The organism is Leptolyngbya sp. ST-U4 (assembly GCF_039962215.1).
Classification (GTDB): domain Bacteria; phylum Cyanobacteriota; class Cyanobacteriia; order Elainellales; family Elainellaceae; genus Leptolyngbya_A.
This window is the reverse complement of the sequence record NZ_JAMPKZ010000013.1, coordinates 1-13,044: the sequence shown is the minus strand read 5'-3', so window position 1 is coordinate 13,044 and position 13,044 is coordinate 1. Positions and strand designations below refer to the sequence as shown.

At 52.0% G+C, this 13,044-nt stretch carries 7 protein-coding genes; 6 read left to right on the top strand and 1 reads right to left on the bottom strand.

Annotated features, from left to right (window positions below):
• The first annotated feature begins 479 nt into the window (after nt 1-479).
• Both NDA02_RS17920 and NDA02_RS17915 read left to right on the top strand, forming a co-directional pair.
• Entirely contained in the window at nt 480-779 is a 300-nt protein-coding gene (locus NDA02_RS17920) for a hypothetical protein (protein WP_190793912.1), read from the top strand.
• Between the two features lie 183 nt (nt 780-962).
• A complete protein-coding gene (locus NDA02_RS17915; protein WP_348255587.1) occupies nt 963-2,456 on the top strand; it encodes a GTP-binding protein in 1,494 nt (497 codons plus the stop codon).
• Between the two features lie 174 nt (nt 2,457-2,630).
• Here the strand turns inward: NDA02_RS17915 and NDA02_RS17910 are convergent, their stop codons facing one another.
• Complete coding sequence (locus NDA02_RS17910) at nt 2,631-6,332, bottom strand: FG-GAP-like repeat-containing protein (protein WP_348255585.1); 3,702 nt, start codon at nt 6,330-6,332, stop codon at nt 2,631-2,633.
• Nucleotides 6,333-7,169: 837 nt separating this feature from the next.
• On the opposite strand from NDA02_RS17910, the gene NDA02_RS17905 reads away from it, so the two are divergent.
• The 4 genes from NDA02_RS17905 to dxs all read left to right on the top strand — a co-directional run bounded on the left by NDA02_RS17905 (nt 7,170) and on the right by dxs (nt 12,824).
• Nucleotides 7,170-8,018, top strand: coding sequence for a cyanophycinase (locus tag NDA02_RS17905; RefSeq protein WP_190793909.1), 849 nt, complete (start codon nt 7,170-7,172; stop codon nt 8,016-8,018).
• 111 nt (nt 8,019-8,129) lie between these two features.
• The gene (locus NDA02_RS17900; protein ID WP_190793908.1) at nt 8,130-8,924 is read left to right on the top strand and encodes a DUF362 domain-containing protein; all 795 of its coding nucleotides are present in this window, start codon (nt 8,130-8,132) and stop codon (nt 8,922-8,924) included.
• A gap of 117 nt (nt 8,925-9,041) precedes the next feature.
• Entirely contained in the window at nt 9,042-10,808 is a 1,767-nt protein-coding gene (locus NDA02_RS17895) for an RluA family pseudouridine synthase (protein WP_190794652.1), read from the top strand.
• A 105-nt stretch (nt 10,809-10,913) separates the two neighbouring features.
• Nucleotides 10,914-12,824: a 1-deoxy-D-xylulose-5-phosphate synthase gene (gene dxs / locus NDA02_RS17890; RefSeq protein WP_190794651.1), complete on the top strand. Its 1,911-nt coding sequence runs from the start codon at nt 10,914-10,916 to the stop codon at nt 12,822-12,824.
• Nucleotides 12,825-13,044: the final 220 nt, after the last annotated feature.

The window sequence follows — 13,044 nt, the reverse complement described above, 5'->3', positions numbered from 1 at the left end:
CATCATGCCTGCTTCCAGTGTGCCTAGCCCAATGGGATAATTCATTCGGTTATTGATGATTTATCAGGAAAATCACACAAGCTTTATGTACTGCTTGTAAAGACTGACAGTACAACATCCGTACAGATACTCAAACGTGAGCTTATCGACAACCTCATCGTTGAAATCTACGAGGAGCTTCGCTAAACATCAGTATTGCTTCCAGCGAAAGACTCTGATACGTTGAAAAGTGGCTACCTTCATTGCAACAGGCTAGCCAGTACTTACCTAGAGATGGACTGAGGGAGTCCGATCGACTCACACTCACAAAGAGATCGATCGCTGACTAAGAGTGTTTGCACCACTCAAAGCCAGCTAACCTCCCGGACTGAGCCAGCAGTCTGAAAGGCTAGAACGATTATAAGTTCTGGTTTGTCAGTCTTGTTTAACAGTATTCAGCTCTTATCTCTAGGGTTCTTATACCCTCGGAGATCTTGAATATGACTTATCCTACCGAACCGCAATCTGCGATCGGTCAAACCTTGCGTGACCGATGCGATCGAGAAGCAGTCAAAATTGCGCTGATTGGCAAGCCTGCGGGCGTGGATCAGTGCGTGATTGAGCTAGAGCGCAGAGGCTTTTGTGACAGCTACGCCTGGAGTCCGCCGATTCCTGTGCCCGAGAATGCGTCAATGCCAAACAGTGCCTCCTTAGGCGCGATCGTTCAGGTTCGATCGGGCGAAGTGATCCGGCTCTACAAACGCTGGTATCTACCCACCGCTCAACGCATTTTCCTCTAGCATCCCTGTCAGAAATCAAGCTCAAAGTCCCCCAATCTTGGGGGATTTAGGGGGCTACCCAAGCGCAACTTCAAACAGACCACTGGCAGATACACCATCGCTTTTAAAGGGAGATGGTAGGGGATCTCAACTCACCAAACTCCGATCAATTTTCAGGTGTCATAATGCGAAAGAGAGGAGCTTATGACCGACGACACCACCCCCAACCCCAATTTTCCCGACCTCAATTCCCTCCAGGAGGGAACAGCTTTGCAGCGCCAGCTCGAAGAAACGATCGCCAGTTTTAGCAACCTGCAAGCCGATTTGCACTATCGACAGGCGCAGGACGTGTTGCGCGATCTGGTGCAGCGGATGAAGCTGACTGCGAGAGAGCGATCGGAATTAGAAGGGGAGCTGAACAGCTTGGAGACTTTGCGAGATAAGCTCGATCGCCAGGTCGTGCAGATTGCGGTGTTTGGCATGGTGGGGCGGGGCAAGTCTTCGCTGCTGAATGCTTTGCTGGGGCAGGAAATTTTTGAGACGGGGGCGATTCATGGCGTAACGCAAACGGTTCAATCGGCAGAATGGCAAACTACACCCTGGCAAGCCGAACGGCAGGCACTTCCGGGCAGTGATCAGGAATTGTGGAAAGTGTCGCTGCGGGGGACGGGTCAGGTGCAGGTCGAGCTGATCGACACACCGGGAATTGATGAGGTTAACGGCGAAACCCGCGAACAATTGGCGCGGCAGCTAGCAGAGCAGGCAGATTTGATTTTGTTTGTCGTCGCAGGCGATATGACACGGGTAGAATTTGAGGCGTTGTCGGCACTGCGGCAGGCGAGTAAGCCAATTTTACTAGTGCTGAACAAAATGGATCAGTATCCCCAAGCCGATCGCCTTGCTATCTACGAAAAGATTCGCGATGAGCGGGTGAAAGAACTGCTGTCGCCGGACGAGATTGTGATGGCATCGGCTGCCCCCCTCGTTGCCAGAGCCGTGAAGCGATCGGACGGAAAGCTGGTTCCTCACCTTAGCCGTGGGTTGCCGCAGGTGGATCAGGTCAAGCTAAAGATTCTCGAAATTCTGAATCGGGAAGGCAAATCGCTGGTCGCACTCAACACGATGCTGTTTACTGACAACGTGAACGAGCAAATCGTGCAGCGCAAGCTCGAAATCCGCGATCGGAGTGCAAACGAAGCGATCTGGAATTGTGTCATGGCAAAAGCAATGGCAGTTGCACTAAATCCGGTGACGATGCTGGATCTGGTCGGCGGGGCAGCGATCGACGTGACCTTAATCGTAATCCTATCGCAGCTTTACGGCATTCCCATGACTCAGCAGGCGGCGATCGGGCTACTGCAAAAAATTGCGCTGAGTATGGGCGGTATTACAGCAAGTGAGCTGTTGCTAACCCTGGGGCTAGGTTCTTTAAAGAGCTTGCTGGGCGCGGCGGCTCCGGCAACCGGGGGGCTTTCGCTTGCGCCCTATGTGTCTGTAGCAATCACGCAGGCAGGCGTAGCAGGCGTATCGTCCTATGCGATCGGTCAGGTGGCAAAAACTTATCTAGCAAATGGCGCAACCTGGGGATCAGAAAGTCCAAAAGCCGTGGTTACTGAAATCTTGTCTTCCCTGGATGAAGCCTCAATCTTGAGCCGCATTAAAGCAGAACTCCAAGCCAAACTCGATCGATCGGCTTGATCGGGAGCGCAATAGCCAACGCAATAGCCAAGGCAATGTATCAATAAGGCGATATACGCAGAAAGGCGATACACAGAGAGATACAAGAGATATACAAAGCGAGTGCAGGGCTTCATCCCCAGATTGGGATTTTTACCTCTGCACTCCGTTTTTAGCCGATCGCGAGTCTTGCAATTAGACGATTAAAATACTCTGGCTTGTCAGGTTAGGGCTTCCTTCAAGCTGGGCAAACACGATTGCTTTACGGCTACCCGTGCCGTCTGCATCAAACGCGAGAACGCCTGTCCTCCGGTTATAAATAAAGCGATCGTCTGCGCCAAATGCTTTTGGCCCCATGTGGAAGTGCTTTGCATTCAACGTTCCTGCCTTTAGGCCACCCTTAAAGCTGCGACCGAGCACAACAATTTGATCGCCTTTTTCAAAGTCTGTAATTCGATCGGGTCGCTCTGCTGGCTTCGCAAAAACAAACATATCCTTACCGCTGCCGCCTGTAATCCTGTCTTTGCCCATCCTGCCCAGCATGATGTCGTCACCATCTCCGCCGACCAGGAAATCATTACCCAATCCACCGAAGATCAGGTCATTGCCTGCGCCGCCCTCAATGTAATCTTTGTCGTTGCCACCCGATAGAAAGTCATGTCCATCTTTACCCAACAATCGATCGGCGTTGTCGAGTCCCCATAGGGCATCATTCTCACTGTCGCCTTCATAGCTGTCGCGATCAGGAGTGCCCTCTTTGGTAATGCGATATACCACTCCGGCGATCGGATTATTGCGCTTGAGGTTGAACGGCAAAGAGGCAATAAAAGTGAAAGGCTGAGGCGGCTGGGAAGTAGGCGATTGGGGAGTAGGCGATTGGGAAGTAGGCGAACCTGGCGAACCCGGCGAAGATGGGGACACCGAGGGCTGCTGTACCGGATCGGATGCTTCTTTGACATCACTGACGCGCAAGTTAAACGTCTGACTCACATCGGGTTTGCCTCCCACCGTCGGGTCATCGACTTCCACTGTGACGCTGTAGCTGGATTTGGTTTCGTAATCAATGGCTGTTCCCGCTTTCAAGTAGAGAACACTGTTTTCGATTTCAAACAGGTTTGCATCTGCCCCAGCAAGAGAAAAAGTTTCCCCGCCCAACCCATCGTCCGTGACCGTGATGTTAGCCATTTTGAGACGAGTGGTGGTGTTGGCATTCTCGGCGATCGTAGAAACGGGGTTGAAGAAGTTAAGGGCAGTGGGAGCTTCGTTGACATCAGTGATCGTAAGCGTCAGAGCGTAGCTGGCAGACGGGGCAGAGCCGATCGCTTCATCTTTCACATTGACGACTACGTCATACAGATCTTCCTGCTCGTAATTAACTACTGTTCCTGCCTTTAGATAAAGGGCGTTGTTGTCAATCTCAAATAAGTCGGCATCTTCCTCAGTGAGGAACAGGGTATTGGTGCCTTTTCCATCATCAATGATGCTAATATCGGCGACTTTGACGCGGGTACTGGTGTCTGTATTCTCGGCGATCGTGGTTGCAATATTCGTTAGCTTTAAGCCAGGAGCTTTGTTAGCACTCGTAACGGTGAGCGTGAAAACCTGAGATGCGTCAGGCGTAGCGCCGAGGGCAGGGTCATCGACATTGACCGTTACACTGTAGTTGCCCTTGGTTTCCTGATTCAGAACCGTGTTGGCTTTGAGATACAGGGTGCTGCCGTCAATCTCAAACGAACTCGCGTCGGTTCCGCTCAGGCTTAAAGTGTTGGTTCCCAAGCCGTCATCGCTGGCATTAATCTCTGCAACCTTGGTGCGAGTGGTGGTATCCGTGCTGTCTGCGATCGAGGTCGTGGTATCGGTGAACGTGACGGCAGTGGGAGCTTCGTTCACATTGGTGACGTTCAGCGTGAAAGTCTGACTGGCATCGGGGGTCGCGCCCAGCGCAGAGTCATCCGCATTCACCGTAACGCTGTAGCTGTTCCTGGCTTCGTAATCGAGAACGGTGTTTGCCTTCAGGTAGAGAACATTGCTCTCAATCTCAAACAAACTGGCATCCGCACCGCTCAAGCTCAAAGTGTTGGTTCCCAAACCGTCATCGGTGATGCCAATATCCGCGACTTTAATGCGGGTGCTGGTGCTGGCGTTCTCGGCGATCGAGGTGGTGGTATTGGTCAGCGTCACGGCAGAGGGAGCCTGGTTGCCTGGATTGACCGTGAGCGTGAAGGTTTCTTGTGTTGCGTCTACGCCTCCGTTCGCTGTCCCCCCGTTATCTTTCAAAGTGACGGTGATATTGGCAACGCCAACGACCGCACCTGCCAGCGTATAGGTGAGCTTGCCCGTTGCAGGATCGATCGCAGGTTTTGTCGCAAACAGTGCATCGTTATCAGTTGTCACCACAAAGGTGAGCGTTTGTCCTGCCTCAATCGCGCTGATGTTGGTTGCCCAGTCGATCGATTGAGCAGGCGCATCTGCATTAATGACAATATCCTGACCTTTTGTGAAGATGGGGGCATCATTCACCCCAGTAATATTGATCGTCTTGATCAGGGGCTCACTGGCAGTGCCATCAGCTTCGGTGAGAACAAAGCTGACCGTGCGTGAAGCAGGCGGATCATTCGCAGTGCTGGTATAGCTAACGCGACGTAGCAGGGCAGTGACGACTTCTGGGGTAGCGCTGCTGCTGAAGTTAATCACTAAATTGCTGCCATCGCCACCGCTGATAGAGCCAAGCAGACTTCCCTGGTAAGACAGGTTAAATCCGTCTAGGGTAAAGTCGGCATCGGCACTAATCAACAATCGATCGCTGCTGGTGATGCTGTTAATGCCAATGGTGAGGCTACCGCCGTTAAAGTCTGCTGAGTCAACATCAGTAACGGTGAGATTAGGATCAATGAGCGCGGCGGCAGACTGTTCTTGATAGGCGAGGGCGGGAGCCGTGGTCGTGGTAATGAACTCGTAGTACTTGAGTGTGCCGTTCGCTTCTCCGACGATCGCGTCAAGTTTGCCATCCTGGTTCAGATCAACAAGGCTGGGACTGCTGTAGCCGCCCACATCAATACTGCTGATAGGATTTTTGCTGCCTGTTTGCTCCGCAAAGGTCAGGGCAATGTCGGTGCTTGTATTCTTGTAGTACTTGAGCGTGCCGTCTTCTCCCCCCACGATCGCGTCCAGCCTGCCATCGCCATCAAGGTCAGCAAAGGTTGGACTACTGAAGCCGCCTACATTGATGCCATTAAAAGGATTACTGCTGCCTGTTTGCTCTGCAAAGGTCAGGGCAATGTCGGTGCTTGTATTCTTGTAGTACCTGAGTGTGCCGTTGATTTCTCCCACGACTGCATCTAGCTTGCCATCACCATCGAGGTCGGCGAAGCTGGGGCTGCTGAAACTGCCTACATTGATACCATTAAAAGGATTACTGCTGCCTGTTTGCTCTGTAAAAGCGGGTTCAGTTGCCGTGCCCGTATTGAGGTAATACCTGAGTGTGCCGCTGACTTCTCCCACGATCGCATCCAGCTTGCCATCGCCACTGAGGTCGGCAAGGGTTGGTCTACTGTAGAAGTTTAGATCAATGCCATTAAAAGGATTACTGCTGCCTGTTTGCTCTGTAAAAGCGGGTTCAGTTGCCGTGCCCGTATTGAGGTAGTACCTGAGTGTGCCGCTGACTTCTCCCACGATCGCATCCAGCTTGCCATCGCCACTGAGGTCAGCAAAGGTTGGACTACTGAAGCTGCCGACGTTAATGCCGCTCACGGGATTTTGGCTGCCTATTTGCTGGGTGTACTGGCTACCAAAGCTGAGAACGGGGGCTTTGTTACCTAAGGCAGGCGTACTGAAGCTGTTCATACTGAGACTATCAACAGGATTTTCGGTACCAGTTTGTCCGTTAGGAGAAGTCATTGTAATTCCTGAGCGTAAAGGCAAGAAAGGTTGGAGAACTTGATCAAATCAGTTGTCAGAAAGCTACAGGTTTGTCTGCAAAGCTATCCTGCCTTGGATGGTTAGACAGGGTATTAAGCAGAGCAAGAGAAGCATCTGCACTTTGAGCAAAACGAAGGAAAACAAAAAATCAGAGCAATCCGCTTCTTTTGAGATTCAACAACAAATTAATCAACCGTGGCTCTACCTGAAATAAAGCGGGTGGACTACTTTTAAAAGAGAATATAATGGCATCAGCACCTCACAAATAAAACCTTGAATTGTTAGTAGTTAGTGCAATTAAATAGCGGATGAATTGGGGGAATGGAGAGAACTTTACCCACCTTTCAGGAAAGCTCCAAGTCCGTACTTGATCTCACAGCAATTTGACGCCAGCCACCTCCAGCAATCGCAGCTAACTAGATTTGATACAAAGAAAAGAGACTTGTACAAATGGTTCAATCAACAAGTCGAACTCTTTGGATTATTCCCTTGATTTAGAGATTTCTTGACAACCGTTGACGGGCTTTACAAGATCCTGAAATTGAGATGAACCCTTTTTCATAAATTAGAAACATACGTAAGTAGTACAGAGTAATTCTATGGATTAGAAATGTAGAAATTACTGGAACTGAAAATTTCACTGACAGGAAAAATAGTATTTTTACGGACAAAAATAAGTAAAAGCCGATCGTTGACGATCCGCCTTAGTACAGAACGGTTCTGTATCAAGGTCTACCAAAAGGAGGTTCTGGCTTATTTTCTCGTCGTGCGACGATAACAACAATCAAATTAGAAAAATTCCTTTTGGATGGCAGTATGGTAGAGAGCACAGAAAAGCCGTTTACGTCCGGGGCGGACAGTGTAGAACTGCCGGAAACGCATGGGGCTCTGATTATTATTGGTGGTGCAGAAGATAAGGACGGTGACTGCAAGATTCTCCGAGAATTTGTCCGTCGTGCTGGGGGATTGCAGGCTCGCATTGCGATTATGACGGTTGCAACGGGTTCTCCTAGAGAAGTGGGCGATCGCTATACAGAAGTCTTCAGACGGCTCGGCGTGGAAGATGTGCGGGCAGTCGATACGAGTCGGCGCGAAGATTCCAGCGATCGCGATGTGCTGTCGGCGGTTGAAAATGCCACCGGAATCTTTTTCACAGGCGGCGACCAGGCTCGCATTCTAGAAATTATCAAAGACACCGAACTCGATGATCTGCTGCACAAACGGCTGGCTGGGGGAGCGGTGGTTGCCGGAACCAGTGCGGGTGCTGCCATGATGCCCGACAAGATGATTGTGGTGGGCGAATCTGAAACCAATCCTCGTCCCGATACGGTTGAAATCGATCGCGGCATGGGCTTTTTGCCCAATGTGGTAATCGATCAGCACTTTGCTCAGCGAGGTCGCCTAGGCCGCCTGTTAACTGCTTTGGCTCTGGAGCCTGCAACGATCGGCTTTGGCATCGATGAAAATACTGCCATTATTGTAGATGGTCATATCGTTGAAGTGGTTGGCGAAAGCTCGGTCACGATCGTTGATGAGTCCGAAGCAACCCTCAACAACGTTAACGAACTGCTGAAGGATGAGCCGCTCGCTCTGGGTGGGATTAAGTTGCACATCCTGCCCGCAGGCTTCCGATTTGATCTGAGAACGCGCTCTTGCGTTTGTTAGAAAGCGAGTTCTGCTGCTAGCTGTAATTCTGTTTGCGCTATTCTAGGACGGGCTGCGATCGCCGCAGCTTGTTTTTTTATGCGTTTTTGAGTGCAATTTCTTGAGTTCAGCATGATCGCTTCTGAAGGGTCTGTCCAGGTTGCAGAGATAACCCATTTTGTTTACCAACCGCCTGCTACGGCGCAGAACGCTTGCCGAATCCTCGTGAAGCCAAACCTGGGATATCCCAAAAAGCCGCCAGTCACAGTAAGTATGGGGGTACTGAGTACAGTGCTGCGCGGATTGCGGCAGGCAAGCCCCAATGCAGAAATTTTGATTGTGGAAGGCGTTTGTTCCCCCGTTTCCCTTGGTGAGATTGCCAGTCGCAATGGACTGTATGACGTGATGGATCAGGGAATGCAGCTCATTGATGCCGATACGCTGCCGATGCAGGAATACCCCAATCAATCTCCTCACCCTGCCCGATTTCCCTCAATGCTGGCTCCCACCCTGCTGCAAGAAGTAAACTGTCGGATTAGTGTGGGTGCGCTGAAGCGAACAGTTCTGAAAGAAGAGCCGCTCATCTCTGCGTCGCTCAAAAATCTGTACGGGCTATTTCCCCGCGATCGCTACAAAGCCCGAAGTCCCCATTCACGCGGACAGTTGCATCGCCCCTCCGTGCCCCTTGTGTTGCAGGACGTTTATTTCACAATCGGTCACTTGTTCGACGGAGCAGTGGTCGATGCAAACGAGAAATTTATCAGCGTTGATTGGCAGCCCGATCGTGGCAGTGCCGTTCCAATCGGCAAGGTAATTTGGGGTAATGATTTATTAGCGGTCGATCGGGAAGCCTGCCGGATTGCAGATGAGTTAACGCCAGACTATGTAGAGGCGATCGAGAGAATGAGGGATGAGATTAGAAGCTAGCCTTGAAGTTCCCCTTCTTAAATAAAAAACTTAAATAAATTCTTTAAACAAAAGTAGTAGGGGGGATCTCCAAAAGCTCCAGCACTGACTAACCACTTCTCAAATTTCCTCTCCACAATGCTTCATCCGATCGGCTCATTGACCCACTTCACCGATTTATCAGACGATCGCTCGCCGTCCTATTGGTACAGGGGGCACTGTCCCCGTACGGGAAAGTTATTGCAGCTTCCGCGAACGGAATGGGTAGAGTCGATCGCCCAAGGACTAATGCAGCAGTTGAGCCAGTCCGAACATCAAGCAGGCAAAATGTACGGCGTGCTGCTGGTGGAAACGCCAACTGGAGAAAGGGCAGTTCTGAAAGCTTTCTCAGGATTGCTCAATGGCAAAAGCACGATCGCAGGTTGGGTTCCCCCAATTCCGGGACGCGATTCAGTGGCATTTCGTGAAGCAGAAACGCTGTCACAGCTTCAGGCAATCAAGCAAGCGTTAATCGCCCTGCAAGAAATCCCGGAGCGGCAGGAGTACCAGGATCGATCGCAAATCTGGCAGCAGCGATTCGCAAACCTCACCACAGAACAGCAGCAGCGCAAGCAGGCAAGACAATCAAAGCGTGAAATTTTGCAAGCGACTCTTGCAGATAACGAATTAGCCCAGGCACTTGAAACGCTGGATAACGAAAGCCGCCGCGACAAAAGCGATCGCCACTATCTAAAACAGCAGCGCGACGCAGAGCTTCAGCCGTTGAAGCAAATCATCGACCGCGCCGATGCCCGAATTGCAGAACTCAAACGACAGCGCAAAGATCGATCGCGCAACCTGCAAGCCCAGCTCTACACCGCATATTATTTGACCAACTTCGCCGGGAAAACCGTTTCACTCAACTCCCTGATGTCCCAGGGCTATCTTCCCACCGGAACCGGAGACTGCTGCGCTCCCAAACTGCTGCATTATGCCGCGACCCATGACCTAAAGCCGATCGCCCTAGCCGAATTCTGGTGGGGCGAACCCTCTGCCGATGGCGACAAAGTGCAGGGACAGTTCTACGGAGCCTGTGCAGAGCGATGTCAGCCGATCATGGGATTTTTGCTGTCAGGGTTGTCACAGTCAGTTCAACCAGGGATTCGCCCCCCTAGTTCCTCAACCTTGGGAGAAACCGAGCCGCAGGCATTCCTTTTGCAAAAGACTGTTCTCACAGCTCAAAGTCCCCCAATTCTGGGGAATTTAGGGGGCAATGCAGGATCTCTCCCACTCCTCCAACACCCTCTAACCATCCTCTACGAAGACGAGTATCTCATTGCGATCGACAAACCCGCGGGGCTACTCTCCGTTCCCGGACGGTATGGCGATCGACAAGATAGTGTACTAACCCAATTGATCGCGAGAGGGGGGGATGGGGGGAAACTGTGGGCAGTGCATCGGCTAGACCAGGATACATCCGGGGTCTTGCTCCTGGCGAAGGATCGGGAGAGTTATCGGGCGTTGAGTTTGCAGTTCGAGCAGCGACGGGTGCAGAAGACATACGAAGCGATTCTGGACGGGGTGCTGACTCAGACGGAAGGGACGATCGATTTACCGCTATGGAGCGACCCCGACGATCGACCCTACCAAAAAGTGAACTGGGAGCGGGGCAAGCCGAGTTTGACTCAGTTTCGCGTTATGGAGCGATCCAATGATCAAACGCGGGTCGAACTGCTTCCCCTGACCGGGCGAACTCATCAGTTAAGGGTACACCTGGCGATTGGGCTAGATCTGCCAATTATGGGCGATAGGCTCTATGGTAGGAATGATGGGGACGAACGGCTTCTCCTCCACGCCAGGACATTGCAAATTCAGCATCCGCGATCAGGACGCTGGCTGCAAGTCATGGCAGCTTTGCCATTTTAAGAATTCCTACTTGGCAGGATGAGAATTGCGAAACCGGGTCCCGATTCGGATTAGAGTGACAATATTCAATAGCCCATTTTATAGCCTGGAAGGTATTCACTTGATATGCATCTGAGCGAACTTACCCACCCCAACCAGTTGCATGGTTTATCGATTCATCAGCTTAAGCAAATCGCTCGACAGATTCGCGAAAAGCACCTGGAAACCGTGGCAACCAGTGGGGGACACTTGGGGCCGGGGCTGGGAGTCGTCGAGCTGACAATCGGACTATATCAAACACTGGATCTCGATCGCGACAAGGTGCTCTGGGATGTGGGGCATCAAGCGTATCCTCACAAGCTGATCACAGGTCGCTACAACGAGTTTCATACGCTGCGGCAAAAAAACGGCGTGGCGGGCTATCTGAAGCGCAGCGAAAATCAGTTCGACCACTTTGGCGCAGGTCACGCTTCGACCAGCATTTCGGCAGCATTGGGAATGGCTTTGGCGCGGGATATGCAGGGCGACAACTACAAAGTGGCAGCGGTGATTGGCGACGGTGCGCTGACGGGCGGTATGGCTCTGGAGGCAATCAACCATGCCGGACATCTGCCGAAGACGAATCTGCTGGTGGTCTTAAACGACAACGAGATGTCGATCTCGCCCAACGTGGGAGCGATTTCGCGCTATCTCAACAAAATGCGGCTCAGCCCGCCGATGCAGTTCCTTACGGACAACCTGGAGGAGCAGTTCAAGCATCTGCCGTTTAGCGGTTCCTTCAAACCGGAACTGTCTCGCCTGAAGGAAGGTATGAAGCGGCTGGCGGTTTCCAAAGTGGGCGCAGTGTTCGAGGAACTGGGCTTTACCTACATGGGACCGATCGACGGTCATAACCTGGAAGAGCTAATTACCACGTTTGAGCTGGCGCATCAGCACGGCGGTCCCGTTCTGGTTCATGTCGCAACGACGAAAGGGAAGGGTTATGCGATCGCCGAGCAAGATCAGGTCGGCTACCATGCCCAAACGCCCTTTAACCTGGCAACCGGAAAACCCCACCCCGCCAGCAAACCAAAACCGCCTAGCTACTCGAAGGTGTTTGCCCATACGCTCACTACGCTGGCGCAGAACAACCCGCGCATTGTTGGCATTACCGCAGCGATGGCAACCGGAACCGGGCTGGACAAACTCCAGCAAAAATTGCCGAAGCAATACGTTGATGTGGGCATTGCCGAGCAGCACGCCGTTACTCTGGCAGCGGGGATGGCTTGTGAAGGAATGCGTCCGGTCGTGGCAATCTACTCCACGTTCCTGCAACGCGCCTACGATCAGATCATCCACGATGTCTGCATCCAAAATCTGCCCGTCTTTTTCTGCCTGGATCGATCGGGCGTGGTCGGGGCAGATGGTCCCACCCACCAGGGAATGTATGACATTGCCTACCTGCGCTGCATCCCCAACATGGTGCTGATGGCTCCCAAAGACGAAGCCGAGCTTCAGCGGATGATTGTGACGGGCGTGGAGTACACTGACGGTCCGATCGCAATGCGCTATCCACGCGGCAATGGCTTTGGCGTGCCTCTAATGGAGGAAGGCTGGGAATCGCTGCCGATTGGTAAAGCAGAAATTCTGCGAACCGGGGACGATGTGCTGCTGCTGGGCTACGGCTCGATGGTCTACCCGGCAATGCAGGCGGCGGAAATTTTGGGTGAACACGGCATCGAAGCCACGGTCATCAACGCCCGATTTGCTAAACCGCTCGATACCGAACTGATTGTGCCGATCGCCCGTCAAATGAAGCACGTCGTAACCCTGGAAGAAGGCTGCATTATGGGCGGCTTTGGCTCTGCGGTTGCTGAATCGCTGCTCGACCACGAGGTCATGGTTCCCGTGACGCGCCTGGGTGTTCCCGATATGCTGGTAGACCATGCTACACCGGATGAATCCCTCACCGATCTAGGTCTGACTTCACCCCAGATTGCCGATCGCATTCTCAAGCTGATGGCTCCCTCAGCAGTACTGAGTGAGACTGCAAGCTAAAAGTACGATTCACAAAAATCAGAGACGCAGAGTTGGGGTGGTTGTCTGAAGTAATTCAGCGTTTCCTTAATTTTGCGTCTTTGCTTTAACGCTCTGAAGCTGGGTTGTATAGCTTTACGCGATTAGGTTAGAACGCTAGGCTAGGGGAAAACCAGCGTCTAGAAGTGCCTATGCCTTCCCCTTATGGTGACGACCTGCGTCGCAAAGCAATTAATGCCGT

What these genes read in the sequence shown, in the direction of transcription:
- NDA02_RS17905 (WP_190793909.1), top strand. Translation starts at nt 7,170, where the DNA reads ATGGTAGAGAGCACAGAAAAGCCGTTTACGTCCGGGGCGGACAGTGTA.
- NDA02_RS17920 (WP_190793912.1), top strand. Translation starts at nt 480, where the DNA reads ATGACTTATCCTACCGAACCGCAATCTGCGATCGGTCAAACCTTGCGT.
- NDA02_RS17910 (WP_348255585.1), bottom strand. Translation starts at nt 6,332, where the DNA reads ATGACTTCTCCTAACGGACAAACTGGTACCGAAAATCCTGTTGATAGT.
- NDA02_RS17900 (WP_190793908.1), top strand. Translation starts at nt 8,130, where the DNA reads ATGATCGCTTCTGAAGGGTCTGTCCAGGTTGCAGAGATAACCCATTTT.
- NDA02_RS17915 (WP_348255587.1), top strand. Translation starts at nt 963, where the DNA reads ATGACCGACGACACCACCCCCAACCCCAATTTTCCCGACCTCAATTCC.
- NDA02_RS17895 (WP_190794652.1), top strand. Translation starts at nt 9,042, where the DNA reads ATGCTTCATCCGATCGGCTCATTGACCCACTTCACCGATTTATCAGAC.
- dxs (WP_190794651.1), top strand. Translation starts at nt 10,914, where the DNA reads ATGCATCTGAGCGAACTTACCCACCCCAACCAGTTGCATGGTTTATCG.